A 25,755-nucleotide genomic window follows, 5' to 3' on the forward strand; every position below is an offset into this window, starting at 1 on the left:
TAAAATGTCTGTGAAAAATAAAAAAGCATACAAATTTAAGATATTTAATAAAAGCTCTAAAAATAACTTGTATATAACACTTGTAATTGTTATGATAATTTTGTTTGGGGCTACAATTACATACGCTCAATTAACTAATTTAGATAAGCAAATTATAGCCCAACAAAAAGAACTTGAAGAGTTAGAGAAAACTAAATCTTCTCTTTTGGGAGAGATTAAAGGCATTAAGAGTTCATCTCAAATTCAGGAAGAAGCTATGTATAAGTTGGGAATGGTATATCCAAAGCAAGAACAAATTGTCTATGTGGATATTAGTAAAGATGAAAAACAAAAAGATGTTAATAACAATGTATTTTTAAGTCCTATAATATCAGTGTTAAAATCTTTTACTAAAAATTAGAGGGAATTATGAATAAAAGAAATGACTTTAAAGAGCTAAAAAGAGAAAATAAAGGTACAAAAAAGAACTTTTTAAAAGCTGCAAACAGCAAAGTTTTTTTCCTGTTTTTCCTTTTGGCTCTTTTCTTTGCGATGATAATTATAAAATTATTTTCTATAAATTTTGTAAGTGGAAAAGAACTAACGAGAAGTGCTTTAAATCAACTTACAAAAAGTGAAACTGTTAAGGCAGATAGGGGAATAATATATGATAGAAATAAAAAAGAACTAGTGTTAAACGTAACGAAGTCCAATATTTACTACAATATGGACTTTAAACTTGGTAGTAATAAAAAAAGTTTAAGTAAAGAAGATTTAAAAGAATTAGAAAAAGATTCAAAAAAAGTTGCAAATATATTGAATAAAGACTCAGAAGAAATTTTAGAACTTATGACTGGAAGTAAAGTTGTAAAAATTGCATCAAATGTATCAAGAGAAAAGGGAAATGAATTAAGAGAAGCCGGAATAGACAGACTCTCTGTAGAGGACGTTATAAAGAGATATTATCCATATAACTCTCTGGCTTGTCATGTAATAGGTTTTACAAATGATGAAGATACAGGTCAATATGGAATTGAAGCAAGATATGACAGTGAACTTTCGGGAATTGCAGGTAAGAATATTTCAGTAAAGAGTAATTCACAAAGCCAAATTCCTCTAACAGATGAAGAGAACTATGCTCCTAAAGAAGGAGTAAATCCGGTCTTAACACTTGATGAAAATATTCAACAATTTGCAGAGGAAGCAGCACTTAGCTCCAGAGAAAAGCACAATGCAGAAGAAGTTTCCATAATAGTTCAAGATACTATAACTGGAGAAATTCTTGCCATGGTAAATAATGAAGGTTACGATTTAAATAACCCTAAAGAACCAGTGGGGGAAGAAGAAATTGAAAGCTGGAATGAACTTACAGAGGAAGAAAAACTTGACAATTGGTATTCGAATTGGAATAATTTTTGTGTAAATTCTCAATATGAGCCTGGTTCAACTTTTAAATTAATAACTGCAGCCGCGGCGCTTGAAGAGGCAACTACAAATCTTCAAAAAACTTATGTATGTAATGGACTTTATACAGATATTCCAACTGTAAAAATCGGTTGTTCTTCAAGTAATAGAGGTCCTAGAACTTTAGAAGAGGCCATGGCAGAAAGTTGTAATATTACATTTGTAAAAATTGGCAGAGAACTTGGTGCTGAAAAAATGTTAAAATATATTAAAGCTTTCGGATTTGGAGAGAGAACAGGTATTGATTTAAATGCTGAGGCAAAGGGAGAAATACCTAAAAGTGCCTCTGAGATAACTCCTGTTAAACTTGCAACTATGAGCTATGGACATGGTATAGCCGTAACACCTATACAGTATATAAATGCAGTTTCTGCTATAGCAAACGGAGGATATTTAAATACTCCTAGAGTGGTGGATAGGCTTGAAGATAAAAATGGAAATATAATAGAAAAATTTGAAACGGAAAATAAGAGAAGAGTAATATCTGAACAAAATTCAAATATTATGAAAGGTCTTATGAGAAAAGTAGTAGAAGATGGAACTGGTAAACTTGCCAAAGTAGATGGATATCAAGTTGGAGGAAAGACTGGAACTGCAAATGTGGTTTTAGAATCCGGTAAAGGATATGATCAAAACAACTACATTTCTTCTTTTGTTGGAGTTGCACCTTTAAATGACCCTAAGATTACAGTTATGGTAATAGTTCAAAAGCCAAAAGGTGATTTTTTTGGTTCAACAGTTGCTGTTCCAGCAGGTCATGATGTAATAGAAAAGTCATTGGAGTATTTAAATATTCCAAAAACTGAAAAATCAAATAAAAACGATGATGAAAATCTAGTGTTAGTTCCAAATGTAAATAATTTACTGTTGTCAGATGCAGGAAAAGAACTTGTGGACTTAGGACTACAGTTTAATGTAAAATCAAATACTATATCCAACAGTGCTGTTGTCGTGAAACAAAATCCTGCAGCCGGAAACTATGTACCAAAAGATTCAATAGTGGACTTAGAGATAAATAACAACACATCAAATATAAAAATTATGCCTGATTTAAATAAAAAAAATGAAGAAGAATTAAAAAGTGTTTTAGATGAGATGGAAGTTGACTATAATATAAAGGGGAAGGGTCACGCTATTTCTCAGTCTATTAAAGCAGGAGAAAAGATTAACGAGGGAAGTAGAGTTACTATAGAAATGTCTATTAGCGAATCGGAACTAGAAGATGAGGCTAAGGCAAAGAGCAACGTAAAAGAAAATAACTTATCAAAAAATAAAAATAGCAGAGAAAATGAAGAAAACAATTTAAAAAACAAGAAAAATAACAGCAAAGATAAAAACTCGTCAAAAGATAAAGAACTGTCAAAAGGCAAGAAAGACAATACTAAAAAAACAACTGGTAACTAGAAGGGAATAGATATGCAAAATTATATATATATATTAGTGGCTATATTTATGTCATTGATAATAGGATATTTTATGATACCTGTTTTAAAAAAAATGAAAGCAGGACAAAGTATAAGAGAAGATGGGCCGCAAAGTCATTTATCAAAAAGTGGTACACCAACAATGGGTGGCTTAATATTTGTATCCTCCCTTCTAATGGTGACTATTATTTCAAAGAATATAAATATGGAGTCGGCAATGTTGATTTTTTCAACAGTGGCCTTTGGACTAGTAGGATTCTTAGATGACTATATAAAAGTTGTAAAAAAGAGAAATCTGGGATTAACTGCAAAACAAAAACTCTTATTTCAAATTATCACTACCTTAATTTTGTTAGTATATCAATATAATGGCGAAGGACTTAGTACAGATATAATAATTCCAATATTAAATAAATCTGTAAATTTAGGATTATTGTATATTCCATTTATACTATTTGTAGTAGTTGGAACAGTGAACTCTGTAAACTTAACAGATGGTTTAGATGGATTGTCAAGTGGAGTTACTATAATATGTCTGGCATTTTTTGCAGTAGTGTCGCATAAACTTGGAAGAGTAGAAGTAGAGTTGTTTTCTATAATTTTACTAGGTGCATTAATTGGATTTTTATACTATAATAAATTTCCGGCTAAAGTATTTATGGGAGACACGGGTTCACTTGCCCTAGGTGGAGCAATAAGTGCCATTGCAGTCTTATTAAACTTACCTTTAATACTTCCTATTGCAGGAGGGATTTACTTTATAGAGACACTATCTGTAATAATTCAAATTGTATCCTTTAAAACTAGGGGTAAAAGAGTGTTTTTAATGGCACCATTACACCATCACTTTGAACAAAAGGGATGGAAAGAGACGAAAGTTGTAATAGTATTTTACTTAGTAGAAATAGTTTTGTGTGTTATTGCATATAAAATGTTATTTTAGGGGTTATAAAATTATGTTTGAAAATAAAAATATTTTAATTTTTGGATTTGGAGTAACTGGGAAATCTGCACTTAGGTGTATGAGTAAATTTACTTCAAATTTGTATGTATACGATAAAAACGAAGAAAATTTAAAAGAAGACTTAAATATTTCCTTTAAAAATTTTATTTTAGAGGACTTAGATAAAATAGATTTTATTGTAAAAAGTCCCGGAATAAATCCGGATAATGAGATTTTAATAAGAGCCAGACAAAAAAATATAAAAATATTCTCGGACATAGAAGTTGCATACTTAATAACCAAGTGTAAGCATATAATAGCAATCACTGGAACTAATGGAAAGACAACTACAACTTCAATTGTAAATGAAATACTAAAAAGAGAAAATACTACTTATTGTGTTGGAAATATTGGAAAGGGAATTTTAGATATTGCACTAGATGCAAGAGAAGATGAGTATATCGTATTGGAGGCAAGTTCTTTTCAATTAGAAGACACTGAAAGTTTTAAACCTGAAGTTTCTGCAATAACAAATATTACAATAGATCACTTAGATTGGCATAAGACAATTGAAAATTATAAAAATGCTAAATTAAAAGTGTTAAAAAATCAAAGTAACACTGATTTTACAATATTAAACTATAGAGATGAGTACTTAAAAAGTTTAAAATTCAATAGAGATATATACTATTTTTCATTGGAAGATGCGAATAAATTTGGCTGTTACGTAAAAGATGGTAAAATCTATTTTAGAGATGTTACTTTTAGAGAGGAAGAAGTGTTACTTACCTCTGATATAAAAATACCCGGATCTCACAATGTTGAAAATGTACTGACAGCAGTGACAATTGCAAAGTGTTTAAATATATCTAATGAGAAGATTAAAGATGCCGTTTCCAATTTTTTTGGAGTTGAGCATAGAATGGAATTTGTAAAAGAAATAAAAAATGTAGTATACTATAATGATTCCAAGGGAACAAATCCTGATTCTACTATAATGGCAATAAATGCAGTAGATGACAATATAATATTAATTGCCGGTGGATATGACAAAGAAGCAGATTTTGAGGAAATGTTAAAAATTGGAAAAAACAAAATAAAAAAATTAGTAATATATGGTCAAACAGCAGATAAAATTGAAGAATCTGCAAGACATTTAAACTATAGTATATATAGAGTTAAAGATTTAGAAGAGGCAGTATCTGTAGCGAGTAGCTTTGCAATAAAGGGAGATACTGTTTTATTTTCTCCTGCTTGTGCTTCTTGGGATATGTATTCGTCCTTTGAAGAAAGAGGAAGACATTTTAAAAACTTAGTAAGTAGGTTATAATAAATGAAACTTAATTATAGACAAAAATTAAAAGAATTGGATTTGCCACTTATGGTAGTAACACTACTACTTTTGGCATTTGGCTTAATTGCAGTTACAAGTGCCGCATATCCTGAGGGAATAAAATACTATGATGATGGATTTTATTATGCAAAAAGGCATTTGATTTTTATGGTGCTTGGATTTATTGCCATGTACATAGTATACAGAATTCCGAGAAACTTTTTAAAAAAGCTTTCCTTTCCACTGTTTGCCATAACAATTGTATTAGTGGCACTTTTATGGAGTCCGCTTGGAGTGGAGAGGTATGGTCAGGTAAGGTGGATTCAGTTTCCGATAATTAACCAATTGCAGCCATCAGACTTTGTAAAAATTTCTGCTGTGCTATACTTGGCTAAAATATTAGAGGCCAATCGAAAGAATATTGGAAAGACAAGTAGCTTTATAGCTATACTTGCAGTAATAGGAATTGCCGTATTTCCCATACTTTTAAAGGACTATTCAACAGCACTTGTAATAGGGGCTTCTCTTGGTGCAATGTACTTAGTAGGTGGAATGAAACCCCATCAATTTGTAACTATTGCAGGACTTGGAGCTGTAGTATTAGGCGTAATGGTATTTGGTGTAGACTATAGAAGAGAAAGAGTAATGGCATATTTTACAGGAAGCGGACAGTTGGGAGATAACTACCAAATTACTCAAGCTCTCTATGCAATAGCAATGGGTAGAATAAACGGAGTTGGTCTATTTCAGTCCAGACAAAAGTACGGAAATGTACCTTTTGCATATAATGACTTTATATTTCCAATAATTTGTGAAGAGTTTGGCTTAATAGGAGCCATATTTTTAATATTATTATTTGTTGTATTAATATATCGTGGATATGTAATTGCCAATAAGGCAACTAATTACTTTGATAAATACGTGGCTGTGGGACTGACTACTTACTTGGGTGTGCAGACTGTTTTTAATTTAGGAGTTAGTACAAAATTATTTCCTGTAACCGGTATAACACTGCCGTTTATTTCCTCAGGAGGAACTGCGCTTTTAGTAGCAATGGTCTCGGTGGGAATACTACTTCGAATTTCTAAGGATGTGTAATAATGAGATATATTTTATCTGGCGGCGGAACTGGAGGACATATTTATCCTGCCCTTGCCATAGCAAGTGAAATAAAAAAAAGAGATGAAAAAAATGAAATACTCTATGTTGGAAGAATTGGGAGTTTGGAAGAAGAATTAGTAAAAAAAGAAGGACTGAATTTCAAGGGAATTCACATAGAGGGTTTACCTAGAAAAAAAGTCAGTATAAAGACAATTAAAACCTTAATGGTCCTTTTGAGAGGCTTTGGAGAAAGCAATTCAATAATAAAAGATTTTAAACCGGACGTTGTAATAGGAACTGGTGGATATGTATGTGGCCCCGTGCTTTATAAATCTCAACAAAAAAATATAAAGACAGTAGTTCAAGAACAAAATGCCTATCCAGGGAAGACAAATAGAATTCTTGCAAAAAAAGCAGATATTGTGGCATTAAATTTTGAAGAGGCAAATAAGTATTTTGACTCTAAAAATGTAATTGTAACGGGAAATCCAATAAGAGATGATTTTAATCACATTGATAAAAAAAAGGCAGCTGAAAAACTTGGATATGATTTAAGTAAAAAGACAGTGTTGTCCTTTGGTGGAAGTGGTGGTCAAGAATCTACTAATGAAGCTGTAATTGAAATAATAAAACAAGGTTTAAATATAGATTTTAATTTAATTCACATAACGGGAAAAGAACACTATAATTCTTTTATGTCAGAAATCAAAGATTATAATTTACCTGAAAATGTAAAAATATTGGACTATTCCTATGATATACCCAGTATTTTAATGATAAGTGACTTGGTTATAGCAAGTTCAAGTGCAATGACCTTGGCAGAAATATCAGCTATAGGTATAGCAAGTATATTGATACCAAAATCATATACTGCAGGAAATCATCAAGTATATAATGCAAAAAGCTATGAAAAGAAGGGCGCAAGTTGTATAATTCTAGAAGAGGATTTAACAGGCGAGAAATTATATGATAATATAAACATAGTACTTGGTGACAGTGAAAAGAGACTTAGTATGGCGAATGCATCTAAGGAACTTGGAAATGTCAATGCTGTTAATTTACTAGTAGATAAAATAGAAAGTTTGATTCAATAAAATGGATAAGTATGAAGCTAGAAAAAATAAGCTTAAAAAAGCTAAAAAAAGAAAAAAAATATTAAAAATACTGTTTTTAGTGGTTATTTTACTGGCACTAATTTTTTTAGTTTTATTAAAAGTAGGTCTATTTAATGTTAAAAGTATAAGTGTCAAGGGAGTAAAGTCAGCATCTGTAGAAGAAGTGAAAAAAAGATCCGGATTGAAAATAGGCGAAAATTACTTATTGGTATCAAAGAAAAACAGAGCCAGAGATATATCTTCTATTCCAGTGGTAAAGACAGCGTCAATAAAGTTTTCACTAAATGGAGAAGCTGATATAAATATTGTTGAAAGAACTCCTGTAGCACAGATAGTAAATTATACGGATTACTATGTAATAGACAGTGAATTAAAAATTATTGATGTAAAAAACGAGCCAATGCAAAATCTTCTGGAATTAAATGGAATTTCTTCAAAGGAATTAAAACTTGGAAATTTTATTTCCGATGAAGAGGACAACAAATTGGAATTGTTAAAAAAAATATTTGAGAACAAGGCAATATTTGCAAAGTTAAAGTCAATAAATTTAAATGAGGAAAATGCACAGTTTATTACTAAGGATAACATTAACATTGAATTTGGAAGTTATAGAGATATTGAGTACAAATTTGAAATGCTTGAAAAAATCTTTAGCGATATTGAAAAAAGCAACAAGAAGTACACAGATATATATATGGAAAAGGGCGAAGATCCAATAGCAGTGGAGAGTGGAAGCTCTGAGGAAGATGTTGAAAAAAGCACTGATACTAATTTAAATAATGATTTAGAAACATCAACGGAGTTAAATAGTGATTGATTATTAAGATTTTAACTATATTAAGAGTGATTAATGTTGACTATTTCAAGTTTTATTTATAAAATAGAGTATATAGCGTTTTATGATAACGAAAAATGTAATATTGGATATGAGGAGGATGCTTATGTTGGATTTTGATATGGATCACGACGAATTTGCAAAGATAAAAGTTGTAGGCGTTGGTGGCGGAGGAAACAATGCTGTTAACAGAATGATAAATGCAGGTGTTAAAGGTGTTGAATTTGTAGTTTTTAATACAGATATACAAGCTTTAAAAGGTTCTTTAGCTGAGCATAAAATACAACTTGGGGAAAAAATAACAAAGGGATTAGGAGCAGGAGCTAATCCAGACATTGGAGAACAATCTGCTGAAGAAAGTCGTGATGAAATTAGAGACGTTCTTGAAGGTGCAGACATGGTATTTATAACTGCTGGAATGGGTGGCGGAACCGGCACAGGTGCAGCGCCTATTATTGCAGAAATTGCAAAAGAACTTGGAATACTTACTGTTGGTGTAGTTACAAAACCATTTGCCTTTGAAGGATTGAAAAGAGCAAAATCAGCAGAACGAGGAATAAGTGCACTAAAGGATAAAGTTGATACTTTAGTTATAATTCCTAATGATAGGCTTCTTTCTATTTCTGATAAGAAGACAAGCTTTTCAAAAGCATTTGAAATGGCTGATGATGTATTAAAGCAAGGTATACAAGGAATTTCAGATTTAATTTCTGTGCCTAGTTTAATAAATCTTGACTTTGCTGATGTTAAAACTATTATGGCGGACAAAGGTGTAGCGCATATGGGTATTGGAATGGCATCAGGAGATGAGAGAGCAACAGAAGCTGCTAAGTTAGCTATTAATTCTCCTCTTTTAGAAACTTCAATAGAAGGTGCAAAATCAGTTCTTTTAAATATTACTGCTGGAAATGATTTAGGTATCTTTGAAGTTAATGAAGCAGCGGACTTAATTCGCGATTGGGTAGATGAAGATGCCAATATAATTTTCGGGGCAGGTATTGATGAAACATTAAAAGATCAAGTGAAAATTACTGTAATAGCAACTGATTTTGAGCAGTATAGAGATGAAAAGGAAAATGTGGGTTCAAGTGATAAGTCACAAAAACCTAGCGATAAATCAAATTCTGATACAGGAAATGATGGAGAATTAAAAATACCATCTTTTTTAAGAACAAATAAAAGATAATTAAAGGTCTCATCTCTCGATGAGACTTTTTCTATAGAGGTGATATTATGAAATGTCCTTTTTGCGGATATCCAGAATCAAAAGTAGTGGATTCCAGACCTACTGATGAAGGTTCTACAATTAGAAGAAGACGAGAGTGTATAGACTGTAAGGGTAGATTTACAACCTACGAGAGAATTGAAGAAACGCCAATTATGGTAATAAAAAGAGATGGAAATAGACAGAGTTTTGACAGAAATAAGATTTTAAATGGAATAATTAAATCTTGTGAAAAGAGGCCTGTTTCCATGGATGATATTGAAACTGCAGTTAATAATATTGAAAAAAATATTCAAAATTCTTTAAAGAAGGAAATAACTACAACTGAAATAGGAGAAATGGTAATGAGAGAATTAAAAGACCTAGACGAAGTATCCTATGTGAGGTTTGCATCAGTGTATAGACAATTTAAAGATGTTAAGAGTTTCTTTGATGAATTAGAAGATATTATGAAAGCGAAAAAATAAAATGGATTTATTTACAATGAATATGGAAAACAATCTAAAGTCCTCAGCTCCTTTGGCAAATAGACTTAGACCTGAGACCTTAGAGGAATTTGTTGGGCAAGAACACTTAGTGGGAGAGGGTAAATATTTAAATAGAGTAATAAAGTCAGATAGGCTGTCCTCTATGATTTTCTATGGGCCTCCCGGAGTGGGCAAGACTACACTTGCCAGAATAATTGCCAATACTACTAAAAAGCGCTTTATACAAATATCTGCTGTAACTTCAAACTTAAAAGAATTGCGAGAAGTTCTACTGGAAGCTGAAAACAATCTGAAGTATGACAATAAAAATTCAATACTCTTTATAGATGAAATTCACAGATTTAATAAGACACAGCAAGATGCACTATTGCCCTTTGTAGAAAAGGGAATAGTAGTTTTAATAGGAGCTACAACGGAAAATCCTTACTTTGAAATTAATAAGGCACTAATATCCAGAACTCAAATATTGACACTTGAGAGCTTAGGTGAAAGTGATTTAAAAAAATTAATCTATAGAGCGTTAAAGGACAAGAGGGGATTTGGAGATTTAAACGTGGAAATCACACCTGATGCAGTAAACTATTTGGCAAATAATTCATCAGGAGATGGAAGAAACGTATTAAACTCCCTTGAAATTGCAGTACTATCTACAAATACTTTAAATGGTAAGATAACCGTAGACAGGGATGTAATAAAAGACTCTCTACAAGTTAAGAATATAGTTTATGATAAAAATGGCAACGAACACTATGATACTGCCTCAGCTTTTATAAAGTCAATTAGGGGAACAGATCCTGACGCGGCTTTATTTTATCTTGCAAAGATGCTTGAATCGGGAGAAGATCCAAAGTTTATTGCCAGAAGGCTTATAATTTCAGCATCTGAAGATATTTCAAATGCAGATCCAATGGCATTGGTAGTAGCTGTATCAGCTTTTGAAGCTGTAAATATTGTGGGATTGCCGGAAGCTAGAATTAATTTAGCGCAAGCTACAACCTATTTGGCATCAGCTCCTAAGTCAAATGCAGCATACCTTGGAATAAATGAGGCTATCTCAGATATAAAAACTGGAAAGAAACCAAACATTCCAATGTATTTAAGAGACATTCACAGTTCGGATATAGACAGTGGAGAAGGTGTCTATAAGTATCCTCATAATTATAAAAATAACTATATACACCAACAGTATTTACCTGAAGAATTTAAAGAAAAAAAATACTACAGACCATCTGAAAATGGATATGAGAAAAAAATTATACTGTATTTAGAAAAACTTAAAAACTTATAAAAAGTATTGTCTTTTTGACAATACTTTTTTGATGTTTGTATATATTTCTAAAGTTATTTGATATAATTATTTGTGAAAAATGATTTCTTTACTAAAAAATAATAAGGAGGTAAGAGTATGAAAAAAGAATTATTAACCTTAGTATTAACAGGTATTATGTTGTTTGGAACAGTTAGTCCGGCATTAGCATGCACGGGTACATATGTTGGAAAGGATGTTAGTGAAAACGGTTCTACACTTATTTGTAGGACAGAAGATATTGGCGGAGGCCACCCAAAGAGCTTTGTAGTATATCCGGCAGCAGACTATAAAGATACAGATGTCTATGAAGATATAACAACGGGATTTAAATGGCCTCAAGCACTGCATACTTATGAGTACTGTGCAGTTCCAGATTCAGATGGATATAGTGATGATGGAATTTACGATGAAGTTGGCTACAATGAAATGGGAGTAGCTATTACAGCAACAATATCTACTTACTGTAATGAAGCTATAGAAAAGATAGATCCGCTTATAGAAGATGGGCTTAGAGAGGCAGACATAGCAACATTAGTACTTTCAAGATGTAAGACAGCGAGAGAAGGAGTGGAATTATTAGCTGAAATAGTTGACAAAAAAGGTGCAGCAGAGGGAAACATTATAATGATTGCAGATAGTGAAGAGGCTTGGTATATGGAAATTGTTTCAGGACATGAATATGCAGCTGTAAAACTTCCAACAGATGTAGTTGCAGTAATACCAAACTGTATGATGATAGACTACGTAGATGTAAATGATAAGGAAAATGTAATAGCATCAGAAAAGCTAATATCTATGCCTGAAGAAAATGGACTTATAAAAAATGTAGATGGCAAATTTTCTGTTAGAGCAACTTACGCACCTCCAATGGAAGACTATGACAGAGCTAGAGTTTGGGGAGGACAAAACTATTTGGCACCATCAAAAAACTTAGACTACAATTCAGATTTCAACTTGTTTTTTAAACCAGATAAAAAAGTTTCAGTAAGAGATGTAATGGAACTTCAAAAACACAGATATGAAGGCACAGAATATGATGTAAATAAAAATCCTGAAGTTAGAGCAATAGGAATAGAAAGACAAGTTGAAAGCCATGTTATAGAATTAAGAGATGACTTTCCAGATAAAGTTCCGGGAATTTTATGGTTGGCAATGGGAAATTCTGAACACAATGTATATGTACCATTCTTTCCAAATTTAGAGAAAACACCTGATGTATATTCAAAGAGATCTCATGTATATGATGAATCTCAAGCTTACTGGATGTATAGAGGACTATGTACTCTTTCAGAGTTGAATAGAGAAAAATATGGTAAGAGTGTAAGAGAGTATTGGAACACATATCAAGATAACTTAATAAAAACTCAAGAAGATAGAAATAAAGAATTTTTAGTTTTATACAATCAAGATCCAAAAAAGGCAAGAACTTACGCAACAGAAACTGCAGAGCGTTTGGGAATGGATGCATACGGAAAAGCTAAGAAGATGTATCAGGAATTATTTGCATATATAGCTGCAGATAAAGCAAGAGAAAAAGAAGAGCCATTTACTACTACACTATTAAGTGAAAAGTAATATTAGAAAAAAGGTTGACAAATTCACGTCAGCCTTTTCTTTATTGCGAATATATTATATAATAGAAGTCATGTAAAAATGAATTCGTAAAATTAATATATATTAGGAGGAGTTATGAGGCTAACTATCAAGGAAATTTTAAAAAATAGTGAAGAATTTCTTGACAGAGATGTTAAGATTGAAGGGTGGATAAAGACCAGTAGGTCATCAAAGAACTTTGGCTTTATTGAATTGACAGATGGATCCAGTTTTGAGAGTTTACAAGTGGTATATGATGACAAACTGACAAATTTTTCTGAAATTGAAAAATATACAATAAGTTCATCTTTAGTTATTCAGGGAAAAATTGTAGAAAGTCCAGGAGCTAATCAACCGATAGAACTTCACGCTACTTCTATTGAACCAATTTGTATATCAAATAAAGATTACCCACTACAGAAAAAACGTCACACTATGGAATATTTGAGAACTATTGCTCATTTAAGACCTAGAACAAATACTTTTAATGCAGTATTTAGAGTTAGATCTTTAATAGCATTTGCAATTCACAAATTTTTTCAAGAAAAAGGGTTTGTATACATTCACACACCAATAATAACATCATCAGATGCTGAAGGTGCTGGAGAAATGTTTAGAGTAACTACATTAGATCTTAAAAATGTTCCAATGGAAAATTCGGAAATTGACTTTAAAGAAGACTTTTTTAGCAAAGAGACAAATTTAACAGTTTCAGGACAACTTGAAGCAGAGGCTTTCGCACTTGCTTTTGGAGATGTATATACATTTGGTCCTACCTTTAGAGCTGAAAACTCTAATACTCCAAGACATGCAGCTGAATTTTGGATGATAGAGCCTGAAATGGCATTTGCAGACTTAGAAGAAAATATGGAAGTTGCAGAAGAAATGTTAAAATATATTATTAAATATGTGCTTGACAATGCCAAAGCAGAAATGGAATTTTTTAATAAATTTGTAGACAAGGGACTTTTCCAAAGACTTGAAAATGTAGTAAATTCAGAATTTGTAAAGATAACATATACTGAGTCAATTGACCTGCTACAAAAATCGGGACATGAGTTTAAATTTCCGGTTGAATGGGGAATAGACTTACAGACAGAGCATGAGAGATATTTAACAGAAGAGATATTTAAAAAACCTGTATTTGTAACAGATTATCCAAAGGGTATAAAGGCATTTTATATGAAAGAAAATGAAGATGGAAAAACTGTTGCAGCAATGGACTTATTAGTCCCAGGTGTAGGTGAAATAATAGGCGGTTCTCAAAGAGAACACAGACTTGAAATATTAGAGGAAAAAATGAAAGCCAATGGAATGGAATTAGAGGCATATGATTGGTATTTAGACCTTAGAAAATATGGAAGTGTAGTCCACTCTGGATTTGGTCTTGGTTTTGAAAGGGCAGTAATGTACATTACTGGAGTAAGCAATATAAGAGACGTCATACCTTTTCCAAGAACAGTAGGTTCAGCGGAGTTTTAATTAGGAGAGATTTATGAATAGTTATAATCCAAATAAAATAGAAAAAAAGTGGCAAAATTTTTGGGATGAACATGAAACTTATGTTAGTAAAAATGAATACGACAAGGAAAAATTTTATGCATTAGTAGAATTTCCCTACCCATCAGGACAGGGACTTCACGTAGGTCATCCTAGACCTTATACGGCACTTGATATAGTTGCAAGGAAGAGAAGATATGAGGGATATAATGTACTCTATCCAATGGGATGGGACGCATTTGGACTGCCTACTGAAAACTTTGCAATTCAAAATAAAATTCACCCTGCAAAAGTTACAGAGCAAAATATAAAGAGATTTAAAGAGCAGTTAAAGTCTATAGGATTTTCTTTTGACTGGTCCAGAGAGATAAATACTACAGATCCTGAGTACTATAAGTGGACTCAGTGGATTTTCTTACAATTATACAAACACGGCTTGGCATATAAGACAGAAATGCCAATAAATTGGTGTCCATCATGTAAAGTTGGACTTTCCAACGAAGAAGTAATTAATGGCAAATGTGAAAGATGTGGAACTGAAGTAATTAGAAAAGTAAAAAGTCAGTGGATGTTAAAAATAACTGAGTATGCTCAAAGGCTAATAGACGATCTTGATGATGTAGACTATATTGAAAGAGTAAAGACACAACAAAAAAACTGGATTGGAAGAAGTGAAGGGGCAGAAATTAAATTTAACATTGTAAATAGCAGCGAATATCTTGAGGTTTATACAACTAGACCGGATACTGTATTTGGTGCAACCTATATGGTAATTGCTCCAGAGCATTCACTTATTGAAAATAATACTGATAGAATTACTAATTTAGATGAAATATTAAGTTATAGAGATGAGAGTTCTAAAAAATCCGACTTTGAGAGAACTGAATTAGTTCACAATAAAACAGGTGTTGAAATAAAGGGAATAAAGGCAATTAATCCTTTGACAAATAGAGAAATCCCAATTTGGATTTCAGACTATGTGCTAATGACTTATGGAACAGGTGCAATAATGGCAGTTCCGGCTCATGATGAAAGAGATTATGAATTTGCAAAGAAATTCAACTTAGAAATTGTACCTGTAATAGAAGGCGGAGATATATCTAAAGAAGCTTACACTGATACAGACAGTGGGATAATGATAAATTCTGGATTTTTAAATGGTTTGCAAGTAAAAGAAGCCATAGAAAAAACTATAGAATATCTAGAAAAAAACAATTTAGGATATAAAAAAGTTAACTTTAAATTAAGAGACTGGGTATTTTCAAGACAGAGATATTGGGGAGAGCCAATACCTCTAATACACTGTGATGACTGCGGATGGGTTCCGGTACCGGAAGACGAACTTCCAGTTGTACTTCCTGAAGTTGACAACTACGAGCCTACAGATGACGGTGAGAGTCCACTTTCAAAAATAACTTCTTGGGTAAATACTACCTGTCCACATTGTGGGAAACCTGCGAAGAGAGAGACAGATACTATGCCTCAGTGGGCAGGGAGCTCTTGGTACTTCTTAAGATATACAGATCCACACAATGACAAAGCTTTGGCAAGTAAAGAAGCTCTTGACTACTGGATGCCAGTAGATTGGTATAATGGCGGAATGGAACACACTACACTGCACTTACTATACTCCAGATTTTGGCATAAATTCCTATATGACATAGGAGTAGTTCCAACTAAGGAACCATACCAAAAGAGAACATCTCATGGAATGATTCTTGGAAGCAACAATGAAAAAATGAGTAAATCCAGAGGAAATGTAATAAATCCTGACGATATAGTTGAGGCTTACGGAGCAGACACTCTTAGAGCATATGAAATGTTTGTGGGAGATTTTGAAAAAAATGCACCGTGGAGTGAAAAAGGCGTTAAGGGATGTAGAAGATATCTTGAAAGAGTGTGGAATTTACAAAGCATATTAATTGAAGGAGAAAACTACACAAAAGACTTGGAGTCAAGTATACACAAGACAATAAAAAAAGTATCTTCTGACTATGAAAATCTTAAAGCAAATACAGCTATTGCAGCGTTGATGAGCTTATTAAATGAGTTTAACGACTATGGAAAAATAACAGAAGCTGATTTGAGAACTTACTTGATGCTATTAAATCCTGTAGCTCCTCACATTACTGAAGAGATATGGGAAGCCAACAAATTAGGTGGATATTTAAATGAACAGTCTTGGCCTAAGTATGATGAGAGCAAAACTATAGATGATATTGTAGAGTTGCCGGTTCAGTTTAATGGTAAAGTTAGATATACTATTAAAGTTTCCAGAGATGCTTCAAAAGAAGAAGTGCAAAAAATTGCAAGTGAAAATGAAAATTATCTATCTCACATTAAGGACAAGACAATAGTTAAAGAAGTATTTGTTCCAGGAAAAATATATAATATAGTAATAAAGTAAAGAGAGTCAAATTTGATTCTCTTTACTTTTCTAACTTTTCTATAGATTATATTATAAAAATAAAGTATAATAACATGAAAATGAGGTGATGAATGTGCACAGCATGACAGGCTATGGAATGGGTGTTTATTCAAATGATGAAATGAGCATTAAAATTGAAATGAAATCTGTAAACAACAGATATTGTGACATAGCTATAAGACTACCTAGAAACTTAATATCACTTGAAGATAAGATTAAGAGAATTATCAAGAGCAAAGTAAACAGAGGAAAAGTTGATGTATTTATAAACATTGACTATATAAATTCCACTAATGTAAATATAATTGTAAATACAGCTCTAGCGGAAGAGTACTACAATGCTCTAACAAAGTTAAATGAACAATTAAACTTAAATGGGAAAATTTCCTTAAAAGATATTTATTCAATGCAGGGAGTTTTAGTTAATCAAAGTGGAGAAGAAAATGTAGATGAATATTTTTTATTAATAGAAAAAGCACTGAATCAAGCTCTTGATAACTTTTTAAATATGAGAAGTATAGAAGGCGAAAATTTAAAAAAAGATTTTTCTGAAAAAATAAAAAATATTTGTGAAATAATGGAAGTAATAAAAGAAAGAGCACCACTTACTTTGGAAGAAAACATTAAAAAGCTCAAAGATACAATAGAACAAAACGTAGAAGTAGATAAGCTGGATATATCCCGTCTTAGCACAGAAGTTGCCATAATGAGCGACAAACTTTCAATAGACGAAGAGATTACCAGAATCAAGCTTCATTTAGAGCAATTTAGTGATATAATAAATTTAGACGGAGCTATTGGCAGAAAGTTGGATTTTTTAATTCAAGAACTCAATAGAGAGGTAAACACAATAGGTTCCAAAACTACAGATATTACAATATTAAACTCTGTAGTGAATTTAAAATCTGAAATAGAAAAAATCAGAGAACAAATTCAAAATATTGAGTAGTACTAAGTAGCAGTATTAATTAAAAAATTTAAATTATATAAAATTATATAATTAACTATATGGGAGGGAACCTTATTTGTCAGCAGGTTTTTTATTAGTATTATCAGGACCTTCAGGGAGTGGCAAGGGAACAGTCAGTGAAAAATTAATGGCCAAGAATGACAACATTATTTTTTCAACATCTGTCACCACAAGAACGCCAAGGCCCGGAGAGGTAAATGGAGAAAATTATTTTTTTACAACAATAGAAGATTTTGAACAAATGGTAGAAGAAGATGAACTTTTGGAATATGCATTTGTTCACACTAATTACTATGGAACACCAAAGAAGTTTGTATTTGATGAAATAGAAAAAGGTGAAATAGTATTTTTAGAAATTGATGTTCAGGGAGCTTTACAGATTAAAGAAAAATATAAAGAAGCTGTTTTTATATTTTTACTTCCTCCAACAATGGACGAACTTAAATTTAGACTCATTAAGAGGGATACTGAAAGCGAAGAAGAAATAAACACCAGATTTAGAAATGCTTTTAAAGAACTTGATTTTGTAGGCGAATATGATTACTTTGTAGTAAATAACACTGTAGATGATGCTGTTGCAGATATTGAAAATATTATTGCAGCAGAAAAACTTAGAGTGAAGAGACACAAGGATATTAAAAAAGAAATAATGGCTGAGAAGGGTGAAGAATTATGATAATACCATCATTTAGTGAAATAAAAGAAGTTACAGATGATAGATATGGACTAGTTATTTTAACAGCAAAGAGAGCGAGAAAAATAGTTGATGGCGCTGAGCCTCTTGTGGAAACTAATAATCACAATCCTGTAACTATAGCTATTGAAGAAGTTTTAGATAAAGATATTATATTTGGAAAATCTATGACTGATAAAGAATATGCAAAAAAAATAGAACTTGAAAAAAATAGCAAGCTTGAAATTATAAGAGAAGAAAAATTAAAAGAACTAACAGAAAAATCTAATGCAGATGATTTCATTGGAAGTGAAGGGGAAAATGCTTAAAGATAAGAATATTTTATTGGGAGTTACAGGTGGAATAGCTGCCTATAAATCTGCATCTATAGTTAGTTTGTTAAAGAAGCAAGGAGCTAATGTAAAAGTCGTAATGACAAAAGCTGCTTGCGAATTTGTAACGCCTTTAACTTTTCAAACTATGTCAAATAACGAAGTTCACATAGAGATGTTTGATCAACTTATGAATATGGACGTGGAACATGTTTCTTTGGCAAAGTGGGCAGATGTAATTTTAGTTGCTCCATGTACAGCTAATACAATTGGAAAAATTGCAAATGGTATTTGTGATAACTTACTTACTACTGTACTTATGGCAAGTAGGTCTAAGGTGATTTTAGCCCCGGCAATGAATACTTATATGTTAAACAATACTAACAATCAAGAAAATATAAAAAAGCTTAAAAACCAAGGTGTAGTCGTTTTAGACACCCAGAGAGATTTATTAGCTTGTAATGACATAGGTGAAGGTAAAATGCTAGAACCTGAGGAATTAGTAAAAATTGTGGACTTTGAACTTACAGAAAAAGACCTTATTGGAAAGAGAGTAGTTGTTACGAGCGGACCAACTATTGAAGAAATAGATCCGGTTAGATATCTTACTAACCATTCAAGTGGGAAAATGGGATATGCAATAGCAGGTGAAGCTAAAAAAAGAGGAGCTTTTGTAACTCTTATATCAGGACCAACATCTATTGAACCGCCATTTGTAGATGAGTTTATTAGAATAAAAAGTACGCAGGATATGTACAATGCTGTTGAAGAAAGTTTTGACAACTGTGATGTGTTAATAAAAGCAGCGGCACCGGCAGACTACAGTCCAAAATATTACTCTGACGAAAAGATAAAAAAAACAGGTGAAAGTAATTTAAATTGCTTAGAACTTAAACAAAATATAGATATAGCAAAACACTTTGGAAGTTTAAAAAAAGATCAAATAATAGTTGGATTTGCGGCAGAGAGTAGCGATGAAATTAAGTATGGAAAATCCAAGCTTAAATCTAAAAATCTTGATTTGATAGTAGTAAATAACATAAAACAAAAAGGTGCAGGATTTAAGTCGGATACTAATATCGTAAGCATTATTGACAAAGACGAAAATGTTGAATCCTTGGGAACTATGAGCAAAAAAGATTTAGCTAATGAAATATTAAACAAAATTGGAAAGTTACTAAAAGCAAGATAATATCTTGCTTTTTTAATGGGTGGATTTTATGAAATATTTAAATGTATTTATTCAAAACAACATATCCCGAATTGATGACCTCTATACATATATGGCACATGACGAAGTGGATGTAGAAGTGGGCATGAGAGTTCAAGTTCCCTTTGGAAAGGGCAATAGAAATAAAATAGGAATCGTGTTGTCCATAGAAAGAGAAAAAAAATCTGAATATAAAATTAAAGAAATAATAGAAGTTCTAGACTACAAGCCTATAATAGATGAGGATTTAATAGAGCTTGGTTTTTGGATGAAAAATAAGTATTTAACAAAATACAATCAAAGTTTTGCTCCATTACTTCCACCAGGTGATATAAAAACGATTCAGAGAATTGCAAATATAAAGTCTGATTATACTTTTTTAGATTCTGAAGTTGAATTTGCCGAAGAACTTGTAAAAAATAAATATAATTTAAAATTTGTAGATAGTAATGAAAACTTTAAGTTAATAGTAAAAAAACTTATTAGAGAAGAGGTTTTAACTATTAGCTTTAAAGTTGATACAGTGGGCGGAACAAAGTCGCAAAAGGCAATTAAATTAAGAAAAGACTATTTAAACACCATGTCAGAAAGTAAAATAAAGCTCTCTGAAAAGCAGCTAATAGTAATAGAATATCTTCAAAAGAAGGGCACTGTTTTAAAGTCAGAGCTATTACAAAATTTAAAGATATCTGATTCACCGGTTAAGACTTTGGAAAATAAAAATTTAATAGAAACTATAGACAAGGAAATAGAGAGAAATCCCTATGAAAATGTAGATGAGTTTAAAATAAATGTACTAAATGAAGAACAGGTAAAGGCCTTTAGGGGAATTTTAAATAGCAATAAAAAAGTGAGTTTACTCCATGGTCTAACGGGTAGTGGAAAGACGGAGGTATATTTAAAACTTGCCGAAGAAGCCATTAGGAAAAATGAACAGGTAATAGTTTTAGTTCCGGAAATAGGTTTAACTCCACAGATGATAGATAGATTTAAGGGGAGATTTGGGGAAAGTGTTTCAGTCTTACATTCAAAACTTTCGCAAGGCGAGAGATATGATCAGTGGCAAAAAGTTAAAAATGGCGAAGTAAGTGTAGTTGTAGGTGCAAGGTCTGCGGTGTTTGCACCCTTTGACAATTTAAAACTCATAATAATTGATGAAGAACACGATAGCTCTTATAAATTTCACAATGCACTTAGATATGACACCATTGAAGTTGCCAAAAAGAGAATGGAAATGGAAAGTGGAAAAGTAGTATTGGGAAGTGCAACTCCGGATATTAATAGCTATTATAGAGCACAAGAGGGAGAATATGACTTATTTGAGTTAAAAAAGAGAGCTGTTATTGGAGCTAAACTTCCAAATGTTCAAATTGTAGATATGAGAAATGAGCTAATAAAGGGAAATACATCCATATTCAGTGAATCTCTTCGAGGATTGATATCTGAAAAACTTGAGAGACGAGAACAAATTATATTGTTTTTAAACAGGAGAGGATTTTCAAACTTTGTATCTTGCAGAGCTTGTGGACATGTTATAAAATGTGATAACTGTGATATTTCTATGACTTACCATAAAAATACAAATATGCTTAGATGTCACTACTGTGGTTCGACTAAAAAGATGGTTACTAGATGTCCTGAGTGTGGAAGTAAATTTATTAAACAATTTGGAGTTGGAACTCAAAAAGTGGAAGAAGAAGTTAAAAAAATATTTCCAAATGCAAAAGTTCTCAGAATGGACAAAGATACAACTGTGAAGAAAAAAAGTTATGATGAAATTTATAAAAGAGTTAAAGATAGAGAAGTAGATGTACTAATAGGCACACAAATGTTGGCTAAGGGATTGGATTTTGAAAATGTTACGCTAGTTGGTGTAATAGCTGCAGATTTGTCCCTTTATATATCAGACTATAGGGCAAATGAAACAACTTTTGACTTATTAACTCAAGTTTCAGGAAGGGCAGGACGCTCAAGTAGGGGTGGAGACGTGGTAATACAAAGCTACAATCCTGAAAACTACAGTATAATATATGCCAGTAATGCAGACTATTTAAATTTTTATAAGAGAGAGTTGGAAGTTAGAAGAGAATTTAACTACCCTCCATTTTCAAAATTAGTAAACATATATTTTTCTTCAGAAGATAATAGCAAAATTGAAAATTTGGCAAATAGAGTTTTATTTGAAATCGGGAGAGAAATTTCAGGTTTTAAAGTTGAATATACACGATTAATACAGACACCTAGAATAAAAAATATATACAAGTATAAATTTACATTAAAAGTTGATCCAAATTTTATTGATAAGTTAACTGATATAATAAAAGGGGTATTAATAAAAAATAGGAAAGAAATAAATAAAAGTAATATATATGTAGATGTAGAGTTTGTCTAGAGGAGGAAATATGGCAAAAAGAGTAATAAGAATTGATAACGATCCAATTTTAAGAAAAAAATCAAGAGAAGTTTCAAAAATAGATGATAGAATTAAAGTTTTAATTGAAGACATGTATGAAACCATGGACTATGCAGATGGAGTTGGTCTTGCAGCACCACAAGTTGGAACACTTAGAAGAGTAATAACAGTTGACGATAGAGATGGAACCAGATTTGCATTAATTAATCCTGAAATTATTTGTAGTGAAGGAACTCAACTGGGAAACGAAGGTTGCCTATCGCTGCCAAATAAGCAGGGGAAAGTTAAAAGAGCTAATGAAGTAAAAGTAAAATATATAGATATAAATGGTGAAGAGAAAGAAATTCAAGCAGTTGAATATCTAGCAAGGATATTACAACATGAAATAGATCACTTAAACGGTATTTTATACTCTGACATTGCAGACGAGATGTATGAAATAACAGAAGATTCAGAGGACGAAGAGGAGCAAATATAGTGAAGATTATATTTATGGGCACGCCGGAAATAGCTGTGCCGGTTCTGGAAACCCTAAGTGAAAGCTACGACGTAGAACTTGTAGTAACTATGCAAGATAGAAAAAAAGGCAGGGGGAAAAAATTACTTCCACCACCGGTAAAGGAAAAGGCAATTGAACTTGGTCTTGAAGTCTATCAGCCTGAAAATATTAACTCAGAGGAATCTGTGAAGTTTTTAAAAAGTAAAGATGCAGATTTATTTGTAGTTATAGCTTATGGACAAATTTTAAAAGAAGAAGTATTAAAAATTCCAAAGTTATATCCAATTAATATTCATGCATCAATACTTCCAAAATTAAGGGGAGCTGCTCCTATAAATAGAGCTATAATACAGGGAGACAAGATTTCTGGTGTAAGTATAATGAAAATGGAAAGAGGACTTGATACAGGAGATGTAGCTCTTTGTGAGGAAATAGAAATTCCAAATTTAAATGCAGAAGAACTGGAAATAGAAATTTCAAAACTGGGCTCAAAGTTAATAGTAAAATTTATAGAAGAACTTGAAAGTGGAGAAATTACTTTTCAAAAGCAAGATAGCACATTGGCAACTTATGCGGAAAAAATTGACAAGTTCACGGGATATATAGACTTTAATACAATGAAAAGTGGTGAAATTATAAATCTTGTGAGAGGTCTTTATAAAAAACCGGCAGCTTCAACTGTCTATAAGACAGAGAGATTTAAAATATTAAGAGCAACTCAAATAGAAGATAATACAAGTGCAGTACCGGGAGAAATTATTGAAAGTAATAAGAATTTAATAGTTAAAACTCTTGATGGAGCAATAGAAATACTGGAAGTACAGTTTCCGGGAAAGAGAATTATGAACATTGAGGAGTATTTAGCCGGAAACAGTTTTGAAGTTGGAAGTATACTGGGAGGTTAATTATGTACGGATATGGATATCAGTATTTATACTATATATTGCCGGGTTTGATAATAACTATGATAGCTCAGGCAAAGATAAAGTCGGCTTATGAGAAATACCGAAAAGTTGACAGTGAAACAGGTTTGACAGGTGCAGAAGTAGCAAGGATAATAATGGATAGAAACGGGCTTACAAATATTAGCATACTTGAAACAAGTGGAACTCTATCAGACAACTATGACCCATCTAAAAAAACTTTAAACTTATCTAGAGATGTCTACTATGGAAACAGTGTTGCCTCACTTAGTATTGCAGCACATGAAGTAGGTCATGCTCTTCAAGATGCCACAGATTATTTTCCACTTAAAATTAGAGGAATACTAGTTCCGGCGGCCTCCATTGGCTCAAGACTTTCAATGGTATTTATTGTAATAGGGTTAATTTCATCTATATTTTTTGTGAAACTTGGAGTTGCACTATTTGCAATTGCAGTTTTATTTCAAATAGTTACACTTCCTGTAGAATTTAATGCAAGTAAGAGAGCTGAGGTTGAATTGGGAAATGCAATTTTAAAGCCTGAGAAAATGGAGGGGACAAGAAAAGTGTTGTCTGCTGCAGCGTTAACTTATGTTGCTGCAACATTAGTGGCAATAGGAGAATTATTGAGATTACTTGCGATTTTAGGAAATCGAAGAAGAGATTAGGAGAGTCAATGAAAAACATAAGGAAGAAGGCACTTTTTATTATAGACAATGTCTTTTATAAAGGTGCCTTTTTAAAAGAAGAACTTTTAATACTACAGAACTCAGATATTGATAAGAGAGATTATAAATTAATTTCAAATATAACAAGAGGTGTTATACAAAATAGAACACTAATAGATTATATAATTAACAATAATTCAAAAGTTAGATTCAAAAAAATTCACAAGATAATTTTAACTATTTTAGAAATGGGAATATATCAAATATTTTTCTTAGACAGAGTTCCTGACTACTCAATTATAAATGAAAGTGTAAAGTTGGCAAATATCTATGGAAATAAGGGATCTGTTGGATTTGTAAATGGACTTTTGCGATCTGTTTTAAGGAAGAAAGATGAAATAGTCAAAGATGAATTTGGCTTAAGTGAGCTTAAAAACTCTGACATTAACAAGTATTTAAGTATATATTACTCTCATCCTCAATTTTATGTAGATGCAGTATTAAAAGAAAGGGGACGAGAATTTACAGAAGATTTACTACTTGCAAACAACACTGAACCGCCATTTACAATAAGAGTAAATACCTTATTTGTAAATAGAGAAGAGCTAATGGAAAAATTAAATGAAAAAGGTTATATATTAAAAAAGACAGTCCTTTCTAAATTTGGTATAATAGTAGAAAATCCAGACAATATTTTTAGTACTGAAGAATTTGAAAAAGGATTTTTTTATGTTCAAGATGAGGCGTCAATTTTAGTTTCAGAAATCTTAAATCCTGAAAGAGATTTTAAAATTTTAGACTTATGTGCAGCTCCGGGAGGAAAGTCGGCAAGTATGGCAATGCTAATGGATAACATGGGAGAGATAATTTCCTGTGACATATCTAAGAAAAAGATTTCTAAAATAAACGAAAACATTAAGCGCTTAGGGATAAAAAATATTAAAACGGCAGTAAATGACGCACAAGTATTTAATGAGGACTTTAAAGAAAAATTTGATAGCGTCTTAGTTGATGCACCTTGTTCAGGATTGGGACTATATAGGAAAAAACCTGAAATAAAGTGGAACAGAAGTTATTCAGATGTTTTAAGCTTAAAAGAAATCCAAAAGGACATTTTAAACAATGCATCAAAATATGTAAAAAAAGGTGGGGCTATTATATATTCCACTTGTACCTTAACTAGAGAAGAAAATGAAGAAGTAATTTATGAATTTTTAAGTGAAAATAAGGAATTTTCTCTTGAAAAAATAAATAACAGTGACATTGCAAAGTTGTATCCATCAACAGATAATACTGATGGATTTAGTATTGCGAAGATTAAACGGTGATT

22 protein-coding genes are annotated in these 25,755 nt (G+C 31.8%); all 22 read left to right on the top strand.

The window, feature by feature from the left end:
- Positions 1-4 precede the first annotated feature (4 nt).
- The 22 genes from BUB47_RS06505 to rsmB all read left to right on the top strand — a co-directional run bounded on the left by BUB47_RS06505 (position 5) and on the right by rsmB (position 25,753).
- Positions 5-400 (top strand): FtsB family cell division protein, encoded by a 396-nt coding sequence (locus tag BUB47_RS06505; protein ID WP_073184881.1) that lies wholly within the window; start codon positions 5-7, stop codon positions 398-400.
- Between the two features lie 8 nt (positions 401-408).
- On the top strand, positions 409-2,847 hold the full coding sequence (locus tag BUB47_RS06510; RefSeq protein WP_073184882.1) for a penicillin-binding transpeptidase domain-containing protein: 2,439 nt from the start codon (positions 409-411) through the stop codon (positions 2,845-2,847).
- 12 nt (positions 2,848-2,859) lie between these two features.
- Entirely contained in the window at positions 2,860-3,810 is a 951-nt protein-coding gene (gene mraY, locus BUB47_RS06515; RefSeq protein ID WP_073184884.1) for a phospho-N-acetylmuramoyl-pentapeptide-transferase, read from the top strand.
- 13 nt (positions 3,811-3,823) lie between these two features.
- Positions 3,824-5,140: a UDP-N-acetylmuramoyl-L-alanine--D-glutamate ligase gene (gene murD, locus BUB47_RS06520; RefSeq protein ID WP_073184886.1), complete on the top strand. Its 1,317-nt coding sequence runs from the start codon at positions 3,824-3,826 to the stop codon at positions 5,138-5,140.
- Positions 5,141-5,143: 3 nt separating this feature from the next.
- Complete coding sequence (locus BUB47_RS06525; protein ID WP_073184888.1) at positions 5,144-6,241, top strand: FtsW/RodA/SpoVE family cell cycle protein; 1,098 nt, start codon at positions 5,144-5,146, stop codon at positions 6,239-6,241.
- 2 nt (positions 6,242-6,243) lie between these two features.
- A complete protein-coding gene (gene murG / locus BUB47_RS06530; protein ID WP_073184889.1) occupies positions 6,244-7,338 on the top strand; it encodes an undecaprenyldiphospho-muramoylpentapeptide beta-N-acetylglucosaminyltransferase in 1,095 nt (364 codons plus the stop codon).
- Position 7,339: 1 nt separating this feature from the next.
- Entirely contained in the window at positions 7,340-8,176 is an 837-nt protein-coding gene (locus BUB47_RS06535) for a cell division protein FtsQ/DivIB (protein ID WP_073184891.1), read from the top strand.
- A gap of 124 nt (positions 8,177-8,300) precedes the next feature.
- Positions 8,301-9,380, top strand: coding sequence for a cell division protein FtsZ (gene ftsZ / locus BUB47_RS06540; protein WP_073184893.1), 1,080 nt, complete (start codon positions 8,301-8,303; stop codon positions 9,378-9,380).
- Positions 9,381-9,427: 47 nt separating this feature from the next.
- Positions 9,428-9,886: a transcriptional regulator NrdR gene (nrdR, locus tag BUB47_RS06545; protein ID WP_073184895.1), complete on the top strand. Its 459-nt coding sequence runs from the start codon at positions 9,428-9,430 to the stop codon at positions 9,884-9,886.
- 1 nt (position 9,887) lies between these two features.
- Positions 9,888-11,195, top strand: coding sequence for a replication-associated recombination protein A (locus BUB47_RS06550; RefSeq protein WP_073184897.1), 1,308 nt, complete (start codon positions 9,888-9,890; stop codon positions 11,193-11,195).
- A 117-nt stretch (positions 11,196-11,312) separates the two neighbouring features.
- Positions 11,313-12,791 carry a C69 family dipeptidase gene (locus BUB47_RS06555; RefSeq protein ID WP_073184899.1) on the top strand — a complete coding sequence of 493 codons (1,479 nt, stop codon included), beginning with the start codon at positions 11,313-11,315 and terminating at the stop codon, positions 12,789-12,791.
- A gap of 114 nt (positions 12,792-12,905) precedes the next feature.
- Positions 12,906-14,291, top strand: a complete 1,386-nt coding sequence (gene asnS, locus BUB47_RS06560; RefSeq protein WP_073184900.1) for an asparagine--tRNA ligase — start codon at positions 12,906-12,908, stop codon at positions 14,289-14,291.
- Positions 14,292-14,304: 13 nt separating this feature from the next.
- On the top strand, positions 14,305-16,716 hold the full coding sequence (gene leuS, locus BUB47_RS06565; RefSeq protein ID WP_073184902.1) for a leucine--tRNA ligase: 2,412 nt from the start codon (positions 14,305-14,307) through the stop codon (positions 16,714-16,716).
- Positions 16,717-16,804: 88 nt separating this feature from the next.
- Positions 16,805-17,686, top strand: coding sequence for a YicC/YloC family endoribonuclease (locus BUB47_RS06570; protein ID WP_073184904.1), 882 nt, complete (start codon positions 16,805-16,807; stop codon positions 17,684-17,686).
- A gap of 76 nt (positions 17,687-17,762) precedes the next feature.
- Positions 17,763-18,383, top strand: a complete 621-nt coding sequence (gmk, locus tag BUB47_RS06575; protein WP_073184913.1) for a guanylate kinase — start codon at positions 17,763-17,765, stop codon at positions 18,381-18,383.
- Positions 18,380-18,709, top strand: a complete 330-nt coding sequence (gene rpoZ, locus BUB47_RS06580; protein ID WP_073184915.1) for a DNA-directed RNA polymerase subunit omega — start codon at positions 18,380-18,382, stop codon at positions 18,707-18,709. Before gmk ends, rpoZ begins: the two co-directional genes overlap by 4 nt.
- Positions 18,702-19,904 (top strand): bifunctional phosphopantothenoylcysteine decarboxylase/phosphopantothenate--cysteine ligase CoaBC, encoded by a 1,203-nt coding sequence (gene coaBC, locus BUB47_RS06585; protein WP_073184916.1) that lies wholly within the window; start codon positions 18,702-18,704, stop codon positions 19,902-19,904. The genes rpoZ and coaBC overlap by 8 nt, the downstream gene beginning before the upstream one ends.
- Positions 19,905-19,932: 28 nt before the next feature.
- Positions 19,933-22,314: a primosomal protein N' gene (gene priA / locus BUB47_RS06590; RefSeq protein WP_073184918.1), complete on the top strand. Its 2,382-nt coding sequence runs from the start codon at positions 19,933-19,935 to the stop codon at positions 22,312-22,314.
- A gap of 10 nt (positions 22,315-22,324) precedes the next feature.
- On the top strand, positions 22,325-22,813 hold the full coding sequence (gene def, locus BUB47_RS06595; protein WP_073184920.1) for a peptide deformylase: 489 nt from the start codon (positions 22,325-22,327) through the stop codon (positions 22,811-22,813).
- The gene (gene fmt, locus BUB47_RS06600) at positions 22,813-23,739 is read left to right on the top strand and encodes a methionyl-tRNA formyltransferase (protein ID WP_073184921.1); all 927 of its coding nucleotides are present in this window, start codon (positions 22,813-22,815) and stop codon (positions 23,737-23,739) included. The genes def and fmt overlap by 1 nt, the downstream gene beginning before the upstream one ends.
- Before the next feature lie 2 nt (positions 23,740-23,741).
- On the top strand, positions 23,742-24,425 hold the full coding sequence (locus BUB47_RS06605; RefSeq protein WP_073184923.1) for a zinc metallopeptidase: 684 nt from the start codon (positions 23,742-23,744) through the stop codon (positions 24,423-24,425).
- Positions 24,426-24,433: 8 nt separating this feature from the next.
- Positions 24,434-25,753, top strand: coding sequence for a 16S rRNA (cytosine(967)-C(5))-methyltransferase RsmB (rsmB, locus tag BUB47_RS06610; protein WP_073184924.1), 1,320 nt, complete (start codon positions 24,434-24,436; stop codon positions 25,751-25,753).
- Positions 25,754-25,755 lie beyond the last annotated feature (2 nt).

This window comes from Anaerosphaera aminiphila DSM 21120 (assembly GCF_900129925.1).
Classification (GTDB): Bacteria; Bacillota; Clostridia; order Tissierellales; family Peptoniphilaceae; genus Anaerosphaera; species Anaerosphaera aminiphila.

Excerpts from the sequence above, each read along its gene's own strand:
- murD (WP_073184886.1), top strand. The coding sequence starts at position 3,824 with ATGTTTGAAAATAAAAATATTTTAATTTTTGGATTTGGAGTAACTGGG.
- murG (WP_073184889.1), top strand. The coding sequence starts at position 6,244 with ATGAGATATATTTTATCTGGCGGCGGAACTGGAGGACATATTTATCCT.
- BUB47_RS06550 (WP_073184897.1), top strand. The coding sequence starts at position 9,888 with ATGGATTTATTTACAATGAATATGGAAAACAATCTAAAGTCCTCAGCT.
- BUB47_RS06510 (WP_073184882.1), top strand. The coding sequence starts at position 409 with ATGAATAAAAGAAATGACTTTAAAGAGCTAAAAAGAGAAAATAAAGGT.
- asnS (WP_073184900.1), top strand. The coding sequence starts at position 12,906 with ATGAGGCTAACTATCAAGGAAATTTTAAAAAATAGTGAAGAATTTCTT.
- BUB47_RS06555 (WP_073184899.1), top strand. The coding sequence starts at position 11,313 with ATGAAAAAAGAATTATTAACCTTAGTATTAACAGGTATTATGTTGTTT.
- mraY (WP_073184884.1), top strand. The coding sequence starts at position 2,860 with ATGCAAAATTATATATATATATTAGTGGCTATATTTATGTCATTGATA.
- BUB47_RS06535 (WP_073184891.1), top strand. The coding sequence starts at position 7,340 with ATGGATAAGTATGAAGCTAGAAAAAATAAGCTTAAAAAAGCTAAAAAA.
- BUB47_RS06505 (WP_073184881.1), top strand. The coding sequence starts at position 5 with ATGTCTGTGAAAAATAAAAAAGCATACAAATTTAAGATATTTAATAAA.
- leuS (WP_073184902.1), top strand. The coding sequence starts at position 14,305 with ATGAATAGTTATAATCCAAATAAAATAGAAAAAAAGTGGCAAAATTTT.
- nrdR (WP_073184895.1), top strand. The coding sequence starts at position 9,428 with ATGAAATGTCCTTTTTGCGGATATCCAGAATCAAAAGTAGTGGATTCC.
- BUB47_RS06605 (WP_073184923.1), top strand. The coding sequence starts at position 23,742 with ATGTACGGATATGGATATCAGTATTTATACTATATATTGCCGGGTTTG.
- def (WP_073184920.1), top strand. The coding sequence starts at position 22,325 with ATGGCAAAAAGAGTAATAAGAATTGATAACGATCCAATTTTAAGAAAA.
- rpoZ (WP_073184915.1), top strand. The coding sequence starts at position 18,380 with ATGATAATACCATCATTTAGTGAAATAAAAGAAGTTACAGATGATAGA.
- ftsZ (WP_073184893.1), top strand. The coding sequence starts at position 8,301 with ATGTTGGATTTTGATATGGATCACGACGAATTTGCAAAGATAAAAGTT.
- BUB47_RS06525 (WP_073184888.1), top strand. The coding sequence starts at position 5,144 with ATGAAACTTAATTATAGACAAAAATTAAAAGAATTGGATTTGCCACTT.
- coaBC (WP_073184916.1), top strand. The coding sequence starts at position 18,702 with ATGCTTAAAGATAAGAATATTTTATTGGGAGTTACAGGTGGAATAGCT.
- priA (WP_073184918.1), top strand. The coding sequence starts at position 19,933 with ATGAAATATTTAAATGTATTTATTCAAAACAACATATCCCGAATTGAT.
- BUB47_RS06570 (WP_073184904.1), top strand. The coding sequence starts at position 16,805 with ATGAATGTGCACAGCATGACAGGCTATGGAATGGGTGTTTATTCAAAT.
- rsmB (WP_073184924.1), top strand. The coding sequence starts at position 24,434 with ATGAAAAACATAAGGAAGAAGGCACTTTTTATTATAGACAATGTCTTT.